The following is a 15968-nucleotide window of genomic DNA, read 5'->3' as shown; positions in this document are numbered from 1 at the left end:
GCGGCGCCTCGGTATGTGACGCGCGCGCCCTGTGTGCCGCGTGCGCTCTGTATGCCGCGCGCGCTCTGTGTGCCGCGTGCGCTCTGTATGCCGCTGTTTCGACGGCCGGCACGGCTTCCGTGCGCGGCGCGGTCGGTCGGGGCTCCGCGTTACCCACGGTCCCGAGGGACGTCGCACGTGCCCGCGAAGGGACGGTCACACACGGGCGCCGGTGTGAAGAGGGCCGGAACCCGGCGCGGGACGGCCCGCGTCGGCGGTTCGGTGGGCACCGGTGGTACGAGGGCGGGCACGGGGGCGGGTGTGGGTGCCGGGCCGCGTTGTGCTGCGTCGAGCCCGGTGAGCGGCGTCTTCGACACCCGCGGAACGTCCTGCGGCGCGAAGACGCTCCTGGTGAACCAGATGACCTTGCCGTCGGCCGTGGCGCAGGTCCCCCAGCTGTCGCTGAGGGCAGCGAGCCGGCCGAGGCCGCCGTCGGCCGTCAACAGCCGGGGCATCCGGGGGCCGTTGTCCTCCACGGAGACGGTGAGATGGCGGCCCGCCCACCGCAGTTCGAGCACACACCGGTCGCCCTCGCCGACGTGCAGACGGACGTGTGTCAGCACTTCCTCGATGCCTCTGCACACGGGCGCGACATGGAGATCGAGCCGCCACTGACGCAGGTGTGCGGACACGACGCGCCGTATTCGCGGGACGCGCTCCTCAGAGGCGGGCAATTCCACCACGTGGTGCCGGTCGAGTGGAATCGTCATGGTCCAGGCTCCTCACACACGGAGGCCCACTTGCTTCACCACGTTGTGCCAACGACCCCCGAGCACGAAGCGTGAGCTGAATCCACTTCTGGGTCACCCATAGCGTGACCCGGCCGCGCGGCGCGCGCAACACGAACGGCTCAGCGGTTCTCCAACCGCAGCTGGACCTCCTCCTCCTGGTCGCCGGAGGCCGTACCGACGACACGGACGGTGAAGGCGGTGGACAGCGCCTCGCGCAGACTGTCCACCGCCCGGTAGCCGCCCTGCACGTCGGCCGTCACCGGCGCCGTGAGCCGGACCGGGCCCGGCCGCGACCGCAGGTCGGCCACGTCGAACGTGGCGGTCCACACGGTGGGGCGTTCCCCCGGCAACTCCTGGGGGACGTCGTCGGCCGCGCGGTCGGAGGCGAAGGCGGAGCCGAGCACACCGAACACCGCGCGCGCGTCTTCCGTCGCCCCGCCGCTGAGTGCCACGACGACCTCGGTCGCGGTCTGGTCCGCACTGTTCACGTGGTTCCTTCCTCTCCGGAGGGTTCTGCTGTCGGCTCTGTACGGCCGGAGGGCCCGCTTCCAGGCTCTCCCCGGCGCCCGAAGTGCGCGACCGGAGTTGCTCCCCCGCGACCGGCGCACGGTCCCGCGGCGGTCGGCGGTCGGCGGTCGGCGGTCGCGGCACCAGGGTCTTCGCCAGGGGCGCGCGGAGGCGCACCCGCTCCCGCTCACCCCGGTGACTCGTCCGGTACCGGCTGCTGCTCCGGATGTGCCTGGCCCGTCCGCGGGCGGCCCCGGGGGCCCGCCCCCGACTCGTCCGCGTCGGGGAGCTCTTCCTCGGCCGTGTCGTCGCCCCGCTGCTCCTCCCGCTCCCCCGGGGATTCGATGTCCAGCGGGTCGGGACCGGCGGTGGCCTGCTGATCGGGCGGATCCCGGGGGACGGCGGTGTCCCGCTCCTCCGGGTTTTCACCGTGTGCGTCGCTCATGGTCTCTCCGTACGTCGTCCTGCGGTCCGGTCCGGCGCCGCCCGTCTCCTCCGTCGACGGCGTCGACGCGCCACCGGGGCATCACCCGGCTGCTACCCGGCCGCCCTCTTCGTACGCGCTTCTACGCGAGCACGCCGTTCGCGCCCCGCGCGCGCCGCGTACGGTACGCACGTCACGTGCGCTGCGACGCCACTGGTGCGGGGCGACCTCGCGCGTACGGGCGATGACCGGGGGTAGGCGCAGCGGCATGACCGTCGCGAAGACCAGTGTTCTCGTTCTTGACTGCGCCGAACCCGCTGAACTGGCGGAGTTCTACTCGGCCTTCCTCGGGGCCGGCACCCGGATCGGTGTGGATCCGGACTTCGTGGAGATCGTCGGCCATGCCGGGGTCCATCTCGCGATCCGCCGGGACCACGGCTACGCACCGGCGAGCTGGCCCCGCCCCGAGAGCTCCCAGCAGGCACATCTGCGGATCATGGTGTCCCGGGAGGAGATCGACGAGGCGGAGCGCGAGGCGATCGGCCTCGGCGCCCGGCCGTTGGACACCAAACACAACGGCGGACCGCGGGACACACGGACCTACTCGGATCCGGCCGGGCACTCGTTCACACTGGCCGTCCTGCCCTGACCTGCCCGCGGTACCGGAGCCGGCCCGGGGACCGGGGGCGGTGCCCGGGTCCCGGGGCCAGGTACACGAACAGGTACCGGGTTCTCACGGCGTCAGGAGGCGAACTCCTTGAGGAACGCGGTGCAGAAAGCGTTCAGGTCGCCCGGCTTCCGGCTGGTGATCAGGGTGCTGGGGGTGGCGGTACAGACCTTGACCTGCTCGTCGACCCAGGTGGCACCCGCGTTGCGGAGATCGGTCCGCAGCGACGGCCAGGAGGTGAGCGTCCTGCCGCGCACCACGTCGGCCTCGATCAGCGTCCATGGCGCATGGCAGATCGCCGCCACCGGCTTGCCGGCGTCGAAGAAGCCCTTGACGAAGGACACGGCCGCGGGGTCCATGCGCAGCGCGTCCGGGTTGGCGACGCCGCCGGGCAGGACCAGCCCGTCGTAGTCGGCGGCGCCGGTCTCGGACACCGTACGGTCGACGGGGAAGGTGTCCGCCTTGTCGAGGTGGTCGAACGCCTGGATCTCCCCCGGCGCGGTGGACACCAGGGTGGGGTCCCCGCCCGAGTCGCGCACGGCCTTCCACGGCTCGGTCAGCTCGACCTGCTCCACGCCCTCGGGGGCCACGAGAAATGCCACTCGCATGTGATTCACGTCCTCTCCGTAGTGCCTTCCCGTACTGCCTCGGCACTGCGTCGTCGGTGCAGCGCGGTGTGGCTCCCGCCTGCCCGGAGGGCCGTTCTTCACACCCGGACGGTCGTCCCCGGACAGGGAGGGCCGGTCCTTGAGAATTCTTCCCGATTTCGGGCATGGGGGCGCGTCGGGACGGTGACGGACGTGCCGGCGTCACGGGACAGGCACGGGACAGGCAGGGGACAGGCACGGGACAGCCCCCTCGAAGCCGCCTCGTAGAGGTTCGCGCCTCAGAGAGGTTTCGCGCCGGGGGCACTCGCGGCCCGGAGCCGACCTCCCAGGGCCACGGCCCGGCGCCGCAGCCGCTGGAGCGGGGTGGGCGGCAGCTCGCGGGCGGCGCCCCGGGCGTAGTGACGCTCGACGTAGAACTGGCCCGCCGACAGGACGGTGGTGACCACGACGTACCAGATGGTCGCCACCATCAGCAGCGGGATGACCTGGTACGTACGGTTGTAGATCAGCTGCACCGAGAACAGCAGGTCCTGGACGGCGAGGACGCTGACGATGCTGGTCCCCTTGAGCGTGCCGATGAGCATGTTGCCCGCGGTGGGCACGATGGAGCGCATCGCCTGCGGCACGACGATACGCCGCAGCACACGCGTCCTGCTCAGGCCCAGCGCCGCGGCGGCCTCCGTCTGGCCGGAGTCGACGGAGAGGATGCCGCCCCGCACCACTTCCGCCGCGTACGCCGCCTCGTGCAAGGTGAGGCCGATGAGGGCGGTGAGTCCGGCGCCGAAGAGATTCACGGTCTTGACCGTGACGAATTCGGGGCCGAAGGGGACACCGATGCCCAGGGTGGGGTACAGGGCGCCGATGTTGAACCAGAACAACAGCTGGACCAGCAGCGGCGTGGAACGGAAGATCCACACGTACCCCCAGCTGATCGCGCGCAGTACGGGGTTGGCGGACAGCCGCATGACGGCGACGACCGTACCGATGAGGAAGCCGAGCACCATCACTCCGGCGGTCAGCCAGAGGGTGAGCAACAGGCCGTCCAGGACCGCGGGGGTGGTGAAGTACCTGATCACCACGCCCCATTGGAACCGCTCGTTGCGGACCACCGAGTTGACGACCATGGCGAGAGCCAGCAGGGCCACGGCCGCGGCGAACCACCGGCCGGGGTGCCGGCGCGGGACGATGCGGGGGCTCTGGTCGGAAACGCGAGGCGCGGACGGCTCCGGCTTCGACAGGGGCGTGTGCTTCGACAGGGGCGCGGAATCCGACGCGGGCGCGGCCGCTTCGCCGGACGCGTGGTCCGGCGAATGCGCGACGTCAGGGGGCACAGACATGAGGGCTCCGGCAGGAGTGCGGTGGTGGCGGTGGTCGGCGTACGTCGGACGTCATCACGCGTACCGCGTCCCTCAACACGGTCGGCGCGGCCGGGCGTTCACACCGGTGCCCGGCCACACGCACCGCGATCGTACGGGTGGGAGCCGCGTACCTGTCAAGGCACGGACCGGCACGGGACGACGCCGCCACGGCGCCCACGGAATGACCGCCTGTTGACTTCCCGTGGCGTCCCGTGCTCAATTGGCTCCATGCGAAAGCAGCTGCCCTTGGTCACCCGCGGCCACATCGACTTCGGTCGCGTGTGGTCCTCCTCTTGTTGCGCCTGACTCGGCAGCGGGCCGCCTGACCGGCCCTTCCCTCCCTCGGTGACCCCGTCGCGGGCCGAGTACCCCGTTTCACCGGGCGCGCGCTGCCGTCCTTCTCCCTTCCGACGACGTACGACGCGACTCGACGGCGTTCTCCGTCCCGCGGTTCCCTGCCGGGCTCCGCCTGATCGGGGACGGCGTTCGCCGATGTTCACCTGACAGCCCGTCAGCACATCGGCATCCGCCGTTGTGCGCGTCCGTCGACCCCGCTCCGTCATCACCGTCATACCAGCGGCACCTCACGCTCTCGCGCTGTCCTGCCCGTGCGCTGTCCTGCCCGTGCGCTGCCCTGCCCGTGCGCTGCCCTGTCCGTGCGCTGTTGTTCTTCGGCACACCTGTCCGCGCACGGCACATCACCCGCCCCGCTCGCTCGCTCCTGCGCGAAAGGTCCGTCATGCCTGTGGAGTTCCTCGGCATCGCCGCCACCCACGACGGGTCGGAGACGCATCCGCGCTCCGGCGCCTCGTTCGACAAGGAGTACACGCTGCGGCTCGCCCGCGCCCACGAGGACCACGGCTGGGACCGGGTGCTGTTCGCGTACGGTTCCGGCTCGCCCGATCCCGCGCCGGCCGCCGCGTACATCGCTTCCCGGCTCGACAGGCTGGGGATCCTGCTGGCCCACCGGCCGAACGTGTCGTACCCCACCTTCGCGGCCAAGACCTTCGCCACGCTGGACCGGATCAGCGACGGCCGGCTCACGGTGCACTTCATCACCGGCGGCAACGACCATGAGCAACGGCGCGAGGGGGACACGCTCACCAAGGACGAGCGGTATGCCAGGACCCGTGAGTACATCGAGATCGTCAAGCGGATCTGGACCTCGCACGAGCCGTTCGACCACGAGGGCGAGCACTACCGGTTCCACGACTTCGTGAGTGATGTCTTCCCGGTCCGGCAGCCCCGGCCCGATGTCTCGTTCGGCGGTTCCTCGCCCGCGGCCTACGCGGCCGGGGGCGCCGTGGCCGACATCTACTGCCTGTGGGGCGAGCCGCTGGAGCGGACGGCGGAGCAGATCGAGGCGGTGAAGGCGGCCGCGCGGGCGGCGGGCCGTACGACGCCGCCCCGTATCCAGGTGGCCTTCCGTCCGATCATCGCGCCCACGGAGGAACTCGCCTGGGAGAAGGCGTACCGGACGGTCGACGCGATCAAGGCCCGCAGGGCACAGGGCGAGGCGACCGTCGTACGTCATCACCGCGAGGGCGAGCCGGAGAACACCGGGTCGCGACGGCTGCTGTCGATCGCGCGGTCCGGCGAGCGCTTCGACCGGGCGCTGTGGACCCCGACCGCCGCCGCCACCGGTGGCGCGGGCAACTCCAACGCTCTGGTGGGCACGCCCGAGACGGTCGCCCGAGCACTGCTGGACTACTACGACCTCGGTGTCGACATCATCTCCGCCCGCGGATACGACCTGTTGGGCGACGCCGTCGACTTCGGCCGGTACGTCATCCCGCTGGTGCGCGACGAGGTCGCCAAGCGGGACGCCGAGCGCTCGGCCCTCGGCGCGCGGACACCGAGTGAGGCCGGCCGATGACATCCGTCGCCGAACCCGGCGGGCCGACCTGGCTGGCGACCTCCATCACCGATCCGCTGGTGAAGCCGATGCTTCGCGAGCTGGGGCACGAGTACTCCACCCGGTACGGCAAGGACGCGCACTACGAGCTGACCCATTACCCGACCGAGGAGTTCGAACCGCCGCACGGTGCGCTGCTGCTGTTGCTGGAGGGCGGCGAGCCGGTCGCGGGCGGAGCGTTCCGGCGGTACGACGCCACCACCGCCGAGTTGAAGCGGATCTGGACGCACTCGGCGCACCGGAGACGCGGGCTGGCCCGGCGGGTCGTCCTGGAGCTGGAGCGCGTCGCCGTCGAGCGGGGCTACCACCGCGTGTACCTCACCACCGGGCCCCGCCAGCCGGAAGCCCGCGGACTGTATCTGAGCACCGGATACACACCGCTGTTCGACACGGCCGCCGACCCGGAGACGATCGGCCCGCTCCCGTTCGAGAAACGACTCCCCCCACTCCTCCCGCTCTCCTCGCCCTCCTCTGCTCGCGCTTCCTCGCCTCATGCTCCCTCGGCACCGCCCGCACCCGTCGCGGTCGCCGCCGAACCTCCCGTTCCCGCCCCGACGACGACCGCCGTCGAACGAAAGGTCTGACCCCGTGCGTACCCTCATCACGACCCCCGGGCGCCGCTCCCGCGTCTCCTCTGCGGGATCCGCCATGGCGGCGGTGCTGCTCCTGCCGTTGCTGGCGGGCTGTGGCACGGGCGCGGCGGGCGACGACACGGCCGGTGGCGCCGGAACCACTCCCTCGCAGGACGTCGTCTCCGCGGTGAAGAAGAACGAGGCCGCGGCGGAGCTGCTGCCCGCGGACGTCCGTGAGCGCGGTACGCTGCGGCTCGCCTCCTCCATCGGCTCCCCGCCCAACGCGTACTACCCGAGCGCGGCGAACAAGCGCCCCGCGGGCCAGGACATCGACATCGCGGACGCCGTCGGCAAGGTCCTGGGCATCGAGCTGACGCGTCAGGAGGCGAGCTTCGAGGCGATCCTGCCCGCGCTCGGCAGCGGCAAGTTCGACGTGGGGACCGGCAATTTCGGGGTGACCGACGAACGCCGCGAAACGATCGACTTCGTCACCTACATCAACGACGGCCAGGGCTTCTCGGTCCGTGCGGACGACAAGAGCCTCGGCAAGGTGACCCGGCTCGACCAGTTGTGCGGCAAGACCGTCGGAGTGGGGGCGGGCACGACGTTCGAGACGACTCTCAACTCCAACAAGGCGGTCTGCACCGACGCCGGCGAGAAGCCGTACCGGGTCAATGTCTACTCCGACAACGGGGCGCTGCTGACCAGCCTCCAGCAGAACCGGGTCGACGTCGTCATGTCGACCATCAACGGGTTGCGCTACCAGGCGGCCCAGCCCGCGGCCGGGGTCAGGTTCCTGAACGAGTACCACCGGCTCGATGTCGGCTTCGCGTTCAAGAAGGGGTCACCGCTCCTCGAGGCGTTCCAGGCGGCGGTGAACGAGCTGATCAAGGACGGCACGTACGACCGGATCCTCGACAAGTGGGGGACGAAGGACTCCGCCGTCGAGGAGTCGCGCATCAGCCCGCCCGAGCGGAAGTAGCCCGCGGGAGACCCGGGCGGCGTACGCCCGGAGATCGTGCGCGGCGGGATTCATCCCCGTCGACGCGCGGGCCTTCACCCGCAGGAAGCGGGCCGCTGCCGCCACCGGAGGTACCTCGGAATGACCGCTCACACCACCGCGCGCACCATCGCGGGCGCTGACACGAACGCCGGCACGGATGCCAGCACGGATCCCGCCACCGCTCCCCTCACCGCTCCCGCCACGGGCGACGGCCCGATGGTCGACATCCGGGGCGTCCACAAACACTTCGGCACGCTGGAGGTGCTGCGCGGAGTCGACCTCCAGGTCCGCGCCGGTGAGGTCACCGTCGTGCTCGGACCCTCCGGCTCGGGGAAGTCGACGCTGCTGCGCGCCATCAACCACCTGGAACGCCTCAGCCGGGGACACGTCCTCATCGACGGCGAGCTGATCGGCTACCGCAGGTCGGGCGACAAGCTGCACGAGCTCAAGGAGCGGGAGGTGCTCAAACAGCGCCTCCACATCGGCTTCGTGTTCCAGAACTTCCATCTGTTCCCGCATCTGACCGTGCTGGAGAACATCATTGAGGCGCCGGTGTCCGCGCTGCGCAGGCCGCGCAAGGACGCCGTCGCACAGGCCGGACGGCTGCTGGAGCGGGTGGGGCTCGCGGACAAGGCGGACGTCTACCCGCGCCGGCTCTCCGGCGGCCAGCAGCAGCGAGTGGCCATCGCCCGGGCGCTCGCCCCGGAGCCCAAGGTGCTGCTCTTCGACGAGCCGACATCCGCGCTGGACCCGGAGCTGGTGGGCGAGGTCCTCGATGTCATCAAGGACCTCGCCCGCAGTGGCACCACCATGATCGTCGTCACCCACGAGATCGGCTTCGCACGCGAGGTCGCCGACACCATCGTCTTCATGGACGAAGGAGTCGTCGTCGAGCAGGGCCCGCCGGCGCGGATCCTCGACAACCCCCGGCACGCGCGCACGAAGGCGTTCCTGTCGAAGGTCCTGTGACCCGGGTGCCCGGCCACCGACCGCGCCACCCGCGGTCCCCGCCGCGCACTGGCCCCCGGCGCGCGCCCGCCCGCGGTTGCCCTGACCATACGGCGCGGGTGATCCGGCCCCGCGCCGCGGTCGCCCTGGCCGTCCTGCCTCCGGACCGCCGGCGCGCGCCCCGCCGCGCGCCGCCGAGGAGCCACCGTGCCTCCGAACGGGCGGCCCGTCCCCCCGTCGATGGGCCGGAGTGCCGTACGCGCATTAGAGTCGTGCCACAGCCCGCACACCTCACTTCGCCGGGCGATGGTGACCACATGAGGAGCCCACCGTGCCTTCTCAACTCGTCAGTCGAATACCCACCCGAATATTCGTGACCGCGTTGGGTGATCCGCGCCGAGAACGGCCACGGCCGTGAACCGCGCCTGTCCGCCGGTACCCCACCACTCGTCGGCTGCCTGTCTGACCCGACGGGTCCTCCTGTCCCTGCGCGGCGCGGGTGGCACGGCCGTGGTCGCGGAGCACGTCGAGCGGGCACGTGACCCCGACGCCGCCCTGGCCGCCATACGGATCCTGGGCGCCGATGTCGTCGCGCCCGCGCTGCTGACGAACGCGGCGTTCCACGCCAGGGACGCGGAGGCCGTCATCCGGGCCTTCACCGTCCTGCCGCTGCCCCGTACCGCCCCGCCCGCTCCGCCGACGGGCCCGGAGGAGCCGTGGCTGTCGGCCTGGCACGACTGGGGCACCCTGACCTCGCTGGCCGTCGTCGCCGCCACCGCCTCGGCGTCCCTGCGGGTGCCGCGGCCCGCGGGCCCGCTCGCCGCGGCACCCGCCGCGGCGAGCGGCACGGGCTGGGCCGTGTGGTCGGTCATGATGAGCCGGCTGGCACCCCTGGCCCTGCCAGGCCTCGACGGCCCCGTGCACGACGCGGCCCGCGCGTCGGCGCTGGAGCTGGCGCGCGGGGCCACCCGCGCCGTGCTTCGCCGGGACGCCGCCACCGCCGCCCGGGTCATCCGATGGCTGGCGTGGCTACGGGCGGACGGGGTGCCCCTGCCGCTCGAACTCGGCCCGCTGCTGGGGCACGTGGCGCTGATGCGCGGCGGCGACCGGCCCGCCCTGGACATCGCGATCGCCCGGCGCCTGCTCATCGCGCCTGTGGTGTCCGCGCCCCGGCGACGCGCCGGATCGGTTCCCGCGCGCCTGATACCGCGGCTGTCCCGGGGCCGTACGCCATGACAGGACGCTGCGCGGTCCGGGAGCCGTGCTCGATGCCAGAGCCGTGCCCGGTGCGATAGCCGGACTCGGTACCGGGGCCACGCCTGGTGGTCGCTCCGCCGCGGCTCAGCCGGTGAGGTCGGGCAGGTCGGGACCGATGGTGAGGGTGACCGCGCCGGACGCGGCCCCGGCCGCCGGAGCCGGATCCAGCCCCGGGAGGTAAGTGGCGAGGGCACGGGCCCCCGCCGCGAGCCCCTCGGGGTAGGTGAGGGTGCTGCGCCCGGCCGGTGCGGGGGCGTTGCCGGTGGCGGTGACCCGGAAGCCGAGTGCGCCGAGCCGGCCCGCGAGTTCACGGGCCCTGCCCGGGGTGTCGGTGCCGTTGAGGACGGTCACCGGGACGGGGTCCGGGGCCGGCCGACCGGCCGCCTTCTTCAGCCGGTCCCGGGTCATCTCCCGGTCCTGTCCGAGGGCGGCGAACAGCTCCCCGGCGGCGGGCTCGTGCCAGACGACGTTGGCCGTGTCACCGGGGACGTCCCGGGCCCGTGGGTGGTTGGGGACGGTCAGGAAGGCGATGCGGTCGGCGGGCACGTCCCGTACCTCGGAGGCCAGTTCGTAGAGGGGCTTCAGCCCGGCCAGACCCGGGTCGGTGGTCAGGGAGCGGGTGGCCGAGTCGAGGAAGCCGTACAGGGACTCGGGGTCGTACAGCCGGGATCCGGCCTTGGCGAGGAGGGCCCGCATGAACTCCTGCTGGCGTCCGATCCGGCCGAGGTCCGTGCCGTCGCCCATGCTGTAGCGGGCCCGTACGTACCCGAGCGCCTCGCGGTCGCGGACCGTCCGGCACCCCGCGGGGAGGTCCAGGCGGGCCTTGCGGTCGTGGATCGGCCGCCTGGGACAGACCTCCACCCCGTCCAGGGCGTTGACCATTCCGGTGAACCCTCGGAAGTCCACGATCACGAAGTGGTCGACGCGGACGCCCGCGTTCCGTTCCACCGTCCTGATCGCACAGGCGGCCGCCTTCGCGGTGTCCCCGGTGGCCCCGCCGATCGCGAACGCCGCGTTGATCTTGAAGTCATGAGGGGTGGAGGTGGTGCCGTCGCCCCGGGCACAGGCCGGGATCCGTACCCAGGAGTCGCGGGGGAAGGACACCACCGTGGCCCATTCACCGCTGCCGGAGAGATGCACGAGCATCAGGGTGTCGGACTGTGTGGTGGCCAGTTCGCCGCCGTAGGAACCGCCCAGTCCCGCCCGGCTGTCGGAGCCGATGACCAGGATGTTCGCCCCTCCGCCGACGGCCCTGGGCCGGTCGTCACCGAGCGCGTCGCCGACGCCGGCACCGCGGATGTTGCCGCTGAGCTCGCCGTAGAACCAGCCGCCGGTCCCGGCCGCGCCGAGGACCAGGACGGCTGCCGCCATGGCGATCCACAGACCGATCCGCCGGTGCGGAGGCCGTCGCCGGACACCGCCCCGCAGGAGTGATGCCGTCAGGACCGCCTGCCTTGTCGCGCTCGCCTTCACCGCGTCATGCTCCTCACCGCGACCCGCTCCCTCGGAAGGGACGGCCGGTCCCGGGCCGCCGGCGTCCCACAGAGTGAACAGCAGACACGGCCCACGGGGCACGGGTGACTTTGTCGTCATGGCGATACCGGTCGGGTCCGCACGGCCATGGCGGCACCGGCCCGGCCGCACGGATGCGACGGAAGCGGTGAGCCTGGTGGATGGGACGGACGCGGTCGGGTGAGGTGCGGTCGGCGTCCATCGGACGGCCCTGTCCGGTGGCCCGGCCCTGGGGCGTGTCGTGTAGTGGTGGTGCGGGTGGGACGGTCGGAGCGCCGTCGGCCGGTGCCTGTCCGGTGGGAGCAGGCCCCAGGACGGCCGGAGCTGAGGAGCCTCGATGAGGAGCACCGTCGGTACGAACACCGCCGTGACCACGGCGATACTGTGCGCCGCGGCCGTCGCGGGATGCGCGGGCGGCGGTGGGGCCGGAGCGGGTCGCGCGGCGTCCGAGGCACCCGCCGGTGCCGCGACCGGCTCGGCCAGCGCTCCGGCTTCGCCGTCCGCGCCGACGGGCGCGGGGCGTTCGGCGGCTCCCGCCGTGGAGGTGGGCAGGGTGTCGGTGGCGACCACCACGCTCGGCCCGGTCCTCGTCAACGGCAAGGGCCGTACGCTCTACCTGTTCGAGGCCGACGGGAAGAACGTCTCCACCTGCACGGGGACCTGCGCCAAGACCTGGCCGCCCTTCATCGTCACCGAGGGGCCGAAGACGGGCACCGGTGGTGTGGAGCGGCGGCTGTTGTCCACTCTCACCCGGGGCGACGGCAAGAAGCAGGTCACCTACAACGGGCACCCCCTGTACACGTACAGCGGCGACAGCAAGGCGGGCCAGACCAATGGTCAGGGCCACACCGACTTCGACGCCCACTGGTACATCCTCACCCCCGACGGGGCGAAGAACAGCACGCCTCAGCCCAACTCCGGCGACTACTACTGATCCCGGCCGCCGGCCCGTACCGCACCCACGTCCGGCCCCGCCCCGTCCTCGTGGCCGGCCCCGCCCCGTCCTCGTTCCCGGCCCGGCCCGGCCCGGCGCGACAGCGTGAGAGCGTGACAGGAGAAGCGATGTCATCGGACCCTTCCGTCCCGCCCGCGCGTCGCGGGCGGCCCCTCCGGCTCCTCAGAGGGGCGGCCCGGCTGCTGGCCGCCGCCGGCCTCGCGGGGGACGCCTATGTCCACGCCCAACTCGCCGACCGGTACGACGCCGTGTCCGCGAGCGTCAGCCAGGGCACGCTGTTCCGGATCGAGGCCGCTCTGGCGGCGCTCGCGGCGCTCACGGTACTGCTCTGGCACCGGCCGCTCGGCGATCTCTTCGCCTGGGCCGTCGCCACCGGAGGGCTGGCGCTCCTGCTCGTCTACCGCTACGCCGACCTGGGTGCGGCGGGCCCTTTCCCCGACATGTACGAACCCGTCTGGTACGGCGAGAAACAACTCGCCGTCCTCGCGCAGGCGGTCGCCGTCGTCGCCACGGTCTTCCTGCTGCTCACGTACGACCGTGATCACGGCGGTGGCGGCGGGTGGCCCGGGAGCCGCCGCCGACGCGGTCGCGCGCACTGACCGACGGCCTGTCGAGCGCTCCGGTGCCGGCCGAGCCACGGCCAGGACCGGTCAGAACGCGGCCGGTTCGCGGTCACGCCCCCGTCACGTCGACACGCCGACGCGCCCGTGCCGGGCCGGTCACGCAGGCACGCCGACTCCGGTCCCGGTCACGCCGGCGCATCGGCCGTCGCTTCCGCCGCGAGTTCCCGGTCCTCCTCCGGCACGGCGTCACGCAGCCCCAGGCGCAGGTGCTCGACATGGAACAGCGCCTGGTCGAGCAGCTCGGCGACATGGTGGTCGTACAGGGCGTAGACGATCGAGCGCCCGTGCCGCTCCCCGGCCACCAGTCCGAGGTTGCGCAGCAGGCGCAGCTGGTGCGAGCAAGCGGACTGTTCCATGCCGACGGCTTCGGCCAGGTCCCCCACCGAGCACGGCCCTTCCTGGAGGCGGGCGAGGATCCGCAGCCGGGAGGGGGTGGCCAGTGCCTGGAGGGTGGCGGCGACATCAGCGGTTCCCACGGCGTCCAGGCGTTCGCGTGTGGTGGCGGCGTGGTTGGCGGCGGCTCCATGACCCATGGGACCATCCTACCGATGACAGATGAATACATATTCATTTATACGCGTGTCGTCCGCCGTCGCGCGCGTTGCGCCGTGCGAGCCGCCGCTCGACGCTGAGAGAAGCGGGTACCCGTCCGGAGAGAGGAGAGCGCGATGGACGCCTTCACGGTACGAAGGGTGTACGACGACGACCCCTCGGCGGACGCCGGCCACACCCGCGTCCTCGTGGACCGCCTGTGGCCGCGGGGCGTCTCCAAGGAGCGCGCGGGCGTCGACGAGTGGCTCAAGGACGTCGCGCCGTCGTCGGAGCTGCGCTCCTGGTACCACCAGGACGCCTCGCGGTACGAGGAATTCGCCTCACGGTACGAGCACGAACTCGACGGTGCCGAGCGCCGGGAGGCCGTGGACCACCTGCTCGAGATCGCCGCGGACCGTCCGGTCACGCTCGTCACGTCGGTGAAGGACGTGGAGCACAGCCATGTGCCGACCCTGGCCCGGCACCTGCGCGAGCGAGGCGCCCGACGGGGACGGCGGACACGCTGAGGCCCGTACGGCGCCGACACGGTGGGCGTCGTGTGGTGCACGCGGGTGGGCCGGTCGTGCGTCCGGGACGCGCGTCTCAGCATGCGAGAAGTCCGTGAGACACGCCGGACGACGGGAATCGTCGAGGCCGGTAGTGCGTTGTGCGTCCCGGTCGGCGCCTCTCCAGGGGGCCGACCTCGCGCCGTCCCCGTCCCCCCGGAGTCTCCATGACCACCGCACCGCCCCGCGAGGCGGCCAGGCCCGTTCCCCTTCTCGCCCCCTCCCCCACCTCCTCGCCCCGCCCGGCGGCGCCCCCGGCGCCACCCGTGCGCCGGGTCCCTCTCGTCGTCTCCGCGCTGCTCGCGGTCGCGCTGACCGGCTATGTCTGGTCGGCGCACGGGGCCAAGCCGGGAGTGCTCCTGCTGCTGGGGCTCGGTCTGGGCGTGGCCCTGTTCCACTCCCGCTTCGGCTTCACCTCCGCCTGGCGACAGCTCGTCGCCGTCGGCAACGGCTCCGGACTGCGTGCCCACGCGCTGCTGCTGGGGGCCACGGCGACCCTGTTCGCCCTGGTGATCGGCACGGGCACCGGACTGTTCGGCTCGGTACCCGCGCCGTCGGCCGGGACGCTGGGTGTGGGGCTGCTCGTCGGCTCGTTCCTGTTCGCCGTGGGCATGCAGCTCGGCGGCGCCTGCGCCTCGGGCACACTGTTCGCGGTCGGGTCCGGGCAGTCGTCGATCGTGCTCACCCTGGGCGGTTTCATCGCGGGCGCGACGCTCGCCGCCTGGCAGTTCGACCTCTGGAAGGACCTGCCCGCGCTGGAGCCGGTCGTCATGTCCGACCACATCGGCTGGTTCGGGTCCTGGGCGGTGACCATCGCCGCACTCGCCGTGATCGTCCTGGTGTCGCGTCGTGTCCAGGCCCGCCGCAACCCGCCGCCCACCGGTCCGGTGCCGTCCGCGCGCGGTGCGGCCGCCCGCGTGCTGCGCGGCTCCTGGCCGCTGGCCGCCGGGGCCCTGGCCCTGGCGGTGCTCGGCGCCGGGGTGCTGCTGGTCTCGGGCGGGGCGTGGGGCGTCACCAGCGCGTTCAGCCTCTGGGGCGCGGAGCTGGTCCGGGCGCTCGGTGGGCACCCGGAGACCTGGACGTTCTGGCAGCAGCCGGGGAACGCGACGATGCTCTCGGGTCCGGTGCTCGCCGACAAGAACAGCCTCACCGACATCGGCATCATGATCGGCGCGGCGGTGGCGGCGGCGCTCGGCGGCACCTGGACGCTGCACCGCGGTGTGCCGTGGCGCACCGCCGTGGCCGCGGTGCTGGGCGGTGTGCTGATGGGTATCGGCGCGCGGCTGGCGGGCGGCTGCAACATCGGCGCGTATCTGGCGGGCATCGCCTCGGGCAGTCTGCACGGCTGGATCTGGGGCGCGGTCGCGATCGTGGGCACCTGGGCCGGGCTGAAGCTGCGTCCCCTGTTCGGCCTGGGCAACCCCAAGCCGGGGGACGGCATCTGCTGAGCGGGCGTCGCGCCGGCGACGACCGCACCGTCGCCGCAGAGCGCGCCTGGGGTGTCGAGCCCGGTCCGGTGTCCCGGGCCGGGCTCGACGCCGTACGGGCCCTCCGTGTACGGGGAGCCGCGCGAACGCGATCCCGCCCGTACGCGATCCCGCCCGTACGGGACCGCGCGCCGTGGCGCCCGGTCGGCGCGCCCGTGCCCTCGGCCGGTCGGCAAGCCGTTCGACACGGTCGGGTGAGCGCGGGGCACGCTCACCGGTGCGGGTGGTTTGGGGCGTTGGCCGGTGGTCGAACCCGGTGCGGCGG

General features: G+C 72.6%; 17 protein-coding genes. 10 read left to right on the top strand and 7 right to left on the bottom strand.

The annotated features are described in order from the left end of the window. Positions 1-149: 149 nt before the first annotated feature. The 3 genes from IG02_RS0108475 to IG02_RS0108465 form a co-directional block, all read right to left on the bottom strand. On the bottom strand, positions 150-749 hold the full coding sequence (locus IG02_RS0108475; protein ID WP_199813974.1) for an ATP-binding protein: 600 nt from the start codon (positions 747-749) through the stop codon (positions 150-152). A 140-nt stretch (positions 750-889) separates the two neighbouring features. After that, on the bottom strand, positions 890-1258 hold the full coding sequence (locus IG02_RS0108470; RefSeq protein ID WP_030743751.1) for a hypothetical protein: 369 nt from the start codon (positions 1256-1258) through the stop codon (positions 890-892). Between the two features lie 206 nt (positions 1259-1464). Beyond that, a complete protein-coding gene (locus tag IG02_RS0108465; protein ID WP_030743748.1) occupies positions 1465-1722 on the bottom strand; it encodes a hypothetical protein in 258 nt (85 codons plus the stop codon). A 247-nt stretch (positions 1723-1969) separates the two neighbouring features. Between IG02_RS0108465 and IG02_RS0108460 the strand changes: the two genes are divergently transcribed. Beyond that, positions 1970-2350: a VOC family protein gene (locus tag IG02_RS0108460; RefSeq protein ID WP_030743746.1), complete on the top strand. Its 381-nt coding sequence runs from the start codon at positions 1970-1972 to the stop codon at positions 2348-2350. 92 nt (positions 2351-2442) lie between these two features. On the opposite strand, the gene IG02_RS0108455 is transcribed toward IG02_RS0108460, so the two are convergent. Together IG02_RS0108455 and IG02_RS0108450 are read right to left on the bottom strand one after the other, a co-directional pair. Further along, complete coding sequence (locus tag IG02_RS0108455; RefSeq protein WP_030743743.1) at positions 2443-2976, bottom strand: type 1 glutamine amidotransferase domain-containing protein; 534 nt, start codon at positions 2974-2976, stop codon at positions 2443-2445. Between the two features lie 278 nt (positions 2977-3254). Continuing rightward, positions 3255-4313 (bottom strand): amino acid ABC transporter permease, encoded by a 1059-nt coding sequence (locus IG02_RS0108450; RefSeq protein WP_063756742.1) that lies wholly within the window; start codon positions 4311-4313, stop codon positions 3255-3257. Between the two features lie 760 nt (positions 4314-5073). On the opposite strand from IG02_RS0108450, the gene IG02_RS0108445 reads away from it, so the two are divergent. The 5 genes from IG02_RS0108445 (at position 5074) to IG02_RS0108425 (ending at position 10008) form a co-directional block, all read left to right on the top strand. Beyond that, positions 5074-6210 carry an LLM class flavin-dependent oxidoreductase gene (locus IG02_RS0108445; RefSeq protein ID WP_030743737.1) on the top strand — a complete coding sequence of 379 codons (1137 nt, stop codon included), beginning with the start codon at positions 5074-5076 and terminating at the stop codon, positions 6208-6210. Next, complete coding sequence (locus IG02_RS0108440) at positions 6207-6833, top strand: GNAT family N-acetyltransferase (RefSeq protein WP_078854298.1); 627 nt, start codon at positions 6207-6209, stop codon at positions 6831-6833. Before IG02_RS0108445 ends, IG02_RS0108440 begins: the two co-directional genes overlap by 4 nt. 64 nt (positions 6834-6897) lie before the next feature. Then, positions 6898-7803, top strand: a complete 906-nt coding sequence (locus tag IG02_RS0108435; protein WP_051764705.1) for an ABC transporter substrate-binding protein — start codon at positions 6898-6900, stop codon at positions 7801-7803. A gap of 237 nt (positions 7804-8040) precedes the next feature. Then, positions 8041-8793: an amino acid ABC transporter ATP-binding protein gene (locus IG02_RS0108430; protein ID WP_030743727.1), complete on the top strand. Its 753-nt coding sequence runs from the start codon at positions 8041-8043 to the stop codon at positions 8791-8793. Between the two features lie 489 nt (positions 8794-9282). Beyond that, the gene (locus IG02_RS0108425; protein WP_158712262.1) at positions 9283-10008 is read left to right on the top strand and encodes a hypothetical protein; all 726 of its coding nucleotides are present in this window, start codon (positions 9283-9285) and stop codon (positions 10006-10008) included. A 105-nt stretch (positions 10009-10113) separates the two neighbouring features. Here the strand turns inward: IG02_RS0108425 and IG02_RS0108420 are convergent, their stop codons facing one another. After that, entirely contained in the window at positions 10114-11502 is a 1389-nt protein-coding gene (locus IG02_RS0108420) for an LCP family protein (protein WP_324604722.1), read from the bottom strand. Between the two features lie 376 nt (positions 11503-11878). On the opposite strand from IG02_RS0108420, the gene IG02_RS38190 reads away from it, so the two are divergent. Further along, the gene (locus IG02_RS38190; protein ID WP_030743721.1) at positions 11879-12475 is read left to right on the top strand and encodes a hypothetical protein; all 597 of its coding nucleotides are present in this window, start codon (positions 11879-11881) and stop codon (positions 12473-12475) included. A 128-nt stretch (positions 12476-12603) separates the two neighbouring features. After that, positions 12604-13095 (top strand): hypothetical protein, encoded by a 492-nt coding sequence (locus tag IG02_RS0108410; RefSeq protein WP_051764667.1) that lies wholly within the window; start codon positions 12604-12606, stop codon positions 13093-13095. 149 nt (positions 13096-13244) lie between these two features. On the opposite strand, the gene IG02_RS0108405 is transcribed toward IG02_RS0108410, so the two are convergent. After that, entirely contained in the window at positions 13245-13652 is a 408-nt protein-coding gene (locus tag IG02_RS0108405) for an ArsR/SmtB family transcription factor (protein WP_030743715.1), read from the bottom strand. A gap of 135 nt (positions 13653-13787) precedes the next feature. Here IG02_RS0108405 and IG02_RS0108400 point away from each other — a divergent pair, with 135 nt between their 5' ends. Together IG02_RS0108400 and IG02_RS0108395 are read left to right on the top strand one after the other, a co-directional pair. Further along, positions 13788-14177, top strand: a complete 390-nt coding sequence (locus IG02_RS0108400; RefSeq protein ID WP_051764665.1) for a DUF488 domain-containing protein — start codon at positions 13788-13790, stop codon at positions 14175-14177. Between the two features lie 206 nt (positions 14178-14383). Further along, complete coding sequence (locus tag IG02_RS0108395) at positions 14384-15664, top strand: YeeE/YedE family protein (protein ID WP_030743708.1); 1281 nt, start codon at positions 14384-14386, stop codon at positions 15662-15664. The last annotated feature ends 304 nt before the right edge of the window (positions 15665-15968 follow it).

This window comes from Streptomyces sp. NRRL F-5135 (genome assembly GCF_000719775.1).
GTDB classification, from domain to species: domain Bacteria; phylum Actinomycetota; class Actinomycetes; order Streptomycetales; family Streptomycetaceae; genus Streptomyces; species Streptomyces hebeiensis.
This window is presented reverse-complemented; position numbering and strand designations above follow the sequence as displayed.